Origin of the sequence: uncultured Nevskia sp. (genome assembly GCF_903885465.1) — a bacterium.
Lineage (GTDB): Bacteria > Pseudomonadota > Gammaproteobacteria > Nevskiales > Nevskiaceae > Nevskia.
On record NZ_CAISIQ010000006.1, the window covers coordinates 1 to 5,739 of the forward strand.

Consider the following 5,739-nt stretch of genomic DNA (forward strand, 5'->3'; position numbering starts at 1 on the left):
CCATGACTTGGCCGATCGCCATCGGGTGGCGGATGCTTGTGTCCTCGGACAATCCTGTTCCCTCTCCGCTGCGGTTGCCCCGGCCTCGCCATGGCTGGCCGGAAATGCGTCTACGCAGGCCCGCAATGTCCTGTGACGAAAAGCCGACCGCACCTAAGATTACGCATCGTCGAAGCGGATAGGGAGCACGTCATGCAGCAAGATCTGAACGCACTGAACAAGCAGGCCATCGCCGCGGCCCGAGAGTACACCGGCGAGGTGGCATGGCCGACGGTGCTGCTCGTGGTCCTGGTGCTGGCGGCCTTCATCGCGAATCTCGCCTTGTTCGCGAACGGGCTGATGCCCCTGTGGGCGGCGATCCCGATCTGTGCCGTGCTGACCTACCTGTCGTACACGCCGCTGCACGAGGCGGCCCACGGCAACATCCACGGCGGCCAGGATCGCTACCAGTGGCTCAACGATCTCTGCGGGTATCTGGTCGCGCCGCTGATCAGCGTGCCTTTCTCCACGCACAGGGTGGAGCACTTCACCCATCACCGTTACACCAATCAGCCGGACAAGGATCCGGATTTCATCGTCAGCGGCATGCGGCGCGGATTGCTGGCGTTCGTGGTTTTCGGTCTCCGCTTCCTGTGGGTGCAGAACACCTTTCTGTTCCGCGAGTACTGGGCTACGGCACCGCTCCGGGAGCGGATGATCTACTGGACGGAAGTATCGGTCTCGATCGGCTGGCGCGTGGCCTTCGTGCTGCTGGTAGCGCGCGAGTCGGACCTCACGATGATCTTGGCCGGCTATCTGATCGGCGCGTACTTCACCGTGTACTGGTTCGCCTACCGCCCTCACCATCCCTACGAAGATGCGACCCGGTATCGCAACACCAACAGCCTGATCATGCCGAAGTGGATGAAGCCGCTGGAGTGGTTCTGGCTCGGACAGAACCTGCACTCGATCCACCATCTGTTCCCGCGGGTGCCGTTCTATCGCTACCACGCTCTGCACCGGCGCATCGAACCGGTCATGCGGGCTCACGGGACGCCGATCATCGGGGTTTTCAGTCGCCGTGAGCGATAGCCGCCGATCAAACCTGCCTTCCCAGGCTGTACTTCGCGCCGTCGACGCTGGCAGCTCCCAAAAAAAGAATGGCGCCCAAAGGCGCCGTTCTTTCCATAACTGATCGCGTCAGTTGGAGCGCCTCATTCGGTGGATAGCCAGTCGGCTCGAACTCCGCGTCAGCGAACGCGGCAGGCGGCACGAAGCCACCCGCCGAATGCCCTTCAGGCGATCGAGCAGCTGGGATAGCCGCGTTCGGCTTCTTCATCGCAGATCTTCTTGTACGACCGGAAGCCGCCGAGGTAGGGCAGCACCACGCGTGGCTTGCCGGGCACGTTGTCGCCCATGTACCAGGAGCTGGCTTCGCCGAACAAGGTCATCTTGCCGATCGCGTTGACTGTGTCGCGCCAGGCGCTTTCCGGCTCCGGCTTGGCTTCGATGGTCGTGTGCCCGGAGCTTGCCAGGTGCTCGATGCAGCCCATGATCCAGTCGACGTGGTACTGGTTGCCGAGCACCATGTTGTAGAGCACGGACGGACTGCCCGGTCCGGTGGTGATGTACAGGTTCGGGAAGCCGGACGGCATGATCCCGTACAGGCTGCGCGGCCCTTCTTTCCAGTGGTCCTTGAACGCGAGTTCGTCGCGGCCCCGGATGTCGATGTTGAGCAGAGTGCCGGTCATCGCATCGAAGCCGGTGGCGAAGATGAGCACGTCGAGTTCGTGGACCTCGTTGCCCACCTTCAAGCCCTCCGGCACGATCTCGCGGATCGGTTCGGCTTTCACATCCACCAGTCGCACGTTGTCGCGGTTGTAGGTCTCGTAATAGCCGGTATCGGCGCAGATGCGCTTGGCGCCGAACGGATAGTCCTTCGGCACGAGTCGTTCGGCGACGACGGGGTCTTTGACCTTCTCGCGAATCTTCTTCTGCGCGAACGCGGTGATCGTCGCGTTCGCGGCCTTGTCGGTGAGCAGGTCGACGAAGCTGCAGTAGAAGTACAGGCCGCCGGCCGCCCAACGCTTCTCGTATTCGGCTTCGCGCTCCTGGTCGCTGACGTCGAGCGCGCGTCGCGTCTCCGGCGCCAGGCGTGCGCAGATGCCGACATCGGAATCCCACTCGCGGGCGCGCAGATCGGCATAGCTCGCCTTGACCCGGCGCTCGTCGTCCGGATTCATCGGCCCGTTGCCGGCTGGCACGCTGAAGTTGGGCGTGCGCTGAAAGACGGTCAGGTGTGCCGCCTGTTCGGCAATGATCGGAATGGCCTGGATCGCCGACGAACCGGTGCCGACCACACCGACCCGCAGGCCGGTGAAGTCGACAGGCTCCTTCGGCCAGAACGCGGTGCGCAGGATGCGGCCCTTGAAGCGGTCGGCACCCGGGTAAGCGATCGGCGTTGGTGTGGACAGGCAGCCGGTAGCCATCACGCAGTGACGTGCGGAAATGCTGTCGCCCTGGTCCGTGCGGATGGCCCAGAGCTGGCTGCTGTCGTCGAAGTGCGCGGCGCTCACCCGGGTCGAGAAGTGGATGTCGCGGCGCAGATCGAAGCGGTCGGTGACGTGGTTCAGGTAGGCCAGGATCTCGGGTTGTCGCGCCATGCGCGTCGACCACTTCCAGTCCTGCTCAAGTTCCGTGCTGAACGAGTAGGAGTATTCGAGGCTCTCGAAGTCGCAGGCCGCGCCGGGGTAGCGGTTCCAGTACCAGGTGCCGCCGACGCCTTCGCCGGCCTCGAAACAGATCGCCTTCAGGCCGGCCTGCCTCAGTCGGTGAAGCATGTACAGGCCGGCGATGCCGGCGCCGACGACGACAGCGTCGTACGGGGTGCTGGAGCCTTTGTCCGGGCTCGGGGGCGGCGATGCGTCCATGGGTTTCTCCTCCTCAAGGATGTTCTGGTGGGTGTTCGGGCCGGTTCGGCGTCATTCAGGACACGAAGCCTCTTGCGAGGGTTCGGTCTAAAAATGTGAATCGCGTTCCGTTCTCGCAGTAAGTGTTGCAAAGCGTTTGCCAAGCGCTTGTCAATATTTAACCTGTTGTTATTGATGACTTAATTTCCTTGCCTCCCTCTGGAGCGAGCGCCCAAGAAATTGCTTTTTCTTATTTTTCTGCATTGATGGCTAATTGCAGTGCCGATTTTTATGGATCAGGCTCAAGCCTCTGCCGACCAGAGTTGCCGCGATGCCCAGCCCCGAATCTGCGAAGACCAGCCGACGCCGTCGACCGAAAGCCGGCACCGTGCCGGCGGCTGGCGAAGACGAAGCCGCGCGCCTGTCGCGTGCGGTTGCCGAGCACCTGCGCTTCTCGCCGGATGCCGGCCACATCCAGCTGTTCGGCCAGCGCATGCTGCTGATGCATGCGCAGTCGTTCGCGGAACTGCGCCGTGAACTGATCACCAGGCTGGGTCTCGCCGGCACCCGCGAACTGCTGACCCGGCTCGGCTACCGGCAGGGCTTCGACGATGGCCAGCGGGTGCGGGCGCTGAATCCGGAAGATCTGGCGCACGCACTGGCACTCGGACCGCGGCTGCGCGAAACCGAAGGCTTCGTTCGCACGCTGCCGATCGATGCCATGCGCTTCGATCCCGCGAAGGGCGAGTTCTGGGGCGACTTCCTGTGGACCGCGCCCTGGGAAGCCGAGGCGCACCTGCAGCAGATCGGCCTCAGCGGCGAGCCGGCCTGCTGGGTGATGCGTGGCTATGCCGACGGCTACTGCACCGCCGTCACCGGCGTGCCGATCTACTGGCGCGAAGTGGAATGTGTGGCGATGGGTCACGCGCACTGCCGGGTCATCGGCAAGCCGCTCGCCGCTTGGGACGACCTCAGCGAATCCGAAATCGGCTTCCTGCAGGCCGACAGTTTCGTCACTGCGCCGGTGAAGTCGCGGGCCCCCGACTTCAACCCGCCTGCCGACGCCGTGACGGCACGCGCCGCAACGGCGACCAACTTCGAAGGCTTCGTCGGCGCCTCGCCCGGTTTCAATGCGGTGGCCAACCTCGTGCGCCGCGTCGCGCCGACCGATTCCACCGTGCTGTTCCGCGGTGAAAGCGGTGTCGGCAAGGAATGCTTCGCACGCGCGATGCATTCGATCAGCCCGCGCGCGGCTAAGCCGATGGTGTCGATCAACTGCGCGGCGATCCCGCCCGAACTGGTCGAGGCCGAGCTGTTCGGTGTTGAACGCGGGGCCTACACCGGCGCCGACCACGCCCGCGCCGGCCGCTTCGAGCGCGCCGATGGCGGCACGCTGTTCCTCGACGAAATCTCCAGTCTGCCGCTGCCCGCGCAGGGCAAGGTGCTGCGCGCGATCCAGGAACGGGAGATCGAACGCGTCGGCGGCACCCAGGTGCGCAAGATCGACGTGCGCATCGTCAGCGCCGCGAACTGCGACTTGCGCGTCGAGATGGAAGCCGGCCGCTTCCGCACCGATCTGTTCTATCGACTCAACGTGTTCCCGATCGAGATTCCGCCGCTGCGCGAACGCCGCGAGGATGTGCCGCTGCTGGTCTCGCTGTTCCTCGATCGCTATACGCAGCGCTTCGCGAAGGCTGTCCAGGGCCTCACGCCGCGCGCCTGGGATGCCCTGTGGGATTACGACTGGCCGGGCAACGTCCGCGAGTTGGAGAACATGGTCCAGCGTGCCGTGATCCTCGCCGAAGGTGGCGGTGCGATCGATGTCCAGCATCTGTTCGCCGGTGGCGAGAAGCTGCGGCCGGCGTCGTTCAATCTCGGCGCGCAGGGCGCGCTGGTGCCGACCGGCATCACCACCACGCTGGATGCCAGCGACCCGCGGCGGCGCCTCGCTGCCGATCTGCTGAAGGCGGTGCCTTCGTTGAAGGAGATCGAAACGCTGCTCGTCGATTGCGCCATGGAGCAGGCGGACGGGAATCTGTCGGCTGCTGCTCGGCTGCTGTGCCTGCAACGGGGGCAGGTGGAGTATCGGGTGAAGAGGCAACAGGGCGGAACGATGCTGGATTGAGTCTGTTGGCAAACAAGAACGGCGCCCGAAGGCGCCGTTCTTGTTTGCAACGAGTAATTTCAGCCGATCAGGCTTTGCCCGCCAGCTGCGCCACGATCCCCGGATTCTCCAAGGTCGACACGTCCTGCGTGATCTCTTCCCCCTTGGCGATCGAGCGCAGCAGCCGGCGCATGATCTTGCCGCTGCGGGTTTTCGGGAGGCCGTCGGCGAGGCGGATATCGTCCGGCTTGGCGATCGGGCCGATTTCCTTGGCGACGTGTTCGCGCAGTTCCTTGATCAGCGCCAGCGCTTCGTCGCCGGTCGGGCGCACGCCCTTGCAGATGACGAAGGCGCAGACCGCTTCGCCCTTGACCTCGTGCGGACGGCCGACGACGGCGGCTTCGGCAACTCTGGGATGCGAGACCAGGGCGGACTCCACTTCCATCGTGCCCAGGCGGTGGCCGGAGACGTTCAGCACGTCGTCGGTGCGGCCGAGAATCCAGTAGTAGCCGTCTTCGTCGCGATGAGTGGAATCACCGGCGACGTAGAGATGGGTGCCGTCCGGGCGCACCGGGAACTGGCCGTAATAGGTTTTCTTGTAGCGCTCGTTGTCGCCCCAGATGGTGCGCAGCATCGATGGCCAGGGCTTGGTGATGACCAGATAACCGCCGGCAGTCTTGCCGACCACCGGCTCGCCCATCTCGTCGACGACATCGGCGAACAGGCCGGGCAGCGGCTGCGTGCAGG

At 64.5% G+C, this 5,739-nt stretch carries 3 protein-coding genes and 1 pseudogene; 2 read left to right on the plus strand and 2 right to left on the minus strand.

All coding sequences use genetic code 11. From position 1 onward, the window contains the following. Nucleotides 1-192: 192 nt before the first annotated feature. The gene (locus QZY06_RS00155; protein ID WP_295678632.1) at nucleotides 193-1,071 is read left to right on the plus strand and encodes a fatty acid desaturase; all 879 of its coding nucleotides are present in this window, start codon (nucleotides 193-195) and stop codon (nucleotides 1,069-1,071) included. A 203-nt stretch (nucleotides 1,072-1,274) separates the two neighbouring features. Here QZY06_RS00155 and QZY06_RS00160 read toward each other — a convergent pair whose 3' ends face one another. Then, entirely contained in the window at nucleotides 1,275-2,909 is a 1,635-nt protein-coding gene (locus QZY06_RS00160) for an NAD(P)/FAD-dependent oxidoreductase (protein WP_295678633.1), read from the minus strand. A 310-nt stretch (nucleotides 2,910-3,219) separates the two neighbouring features. On the opposite strand from QZY06_RS00160, the gene QZY06_RS00165 reads away from it, so the two are divergent. Continuing rightward, nucleotides 3,220-5,013, plus strand: coding sequence for a sigma-54-dependent Fis family transcriptional regulator (locus tag QZY06_RS00165; protein WP_295678635.1), 1,794 nt, complete (start codon nucleotides 3,220-3,222; stop codon nucleotides 5,011-5,013). A gap of 67 nt (nucleotides 5,014-5,080) precedes the next feature. Here QZY06_RS00165 and QZY06_RS00170 read toward each other — a convergent pair. Further along, nucleotides 5,081-5,739, minus strand: a pseudogene (locus tag QZY06_RS00170) (AMP-binding protein); the annotation flags it as partial.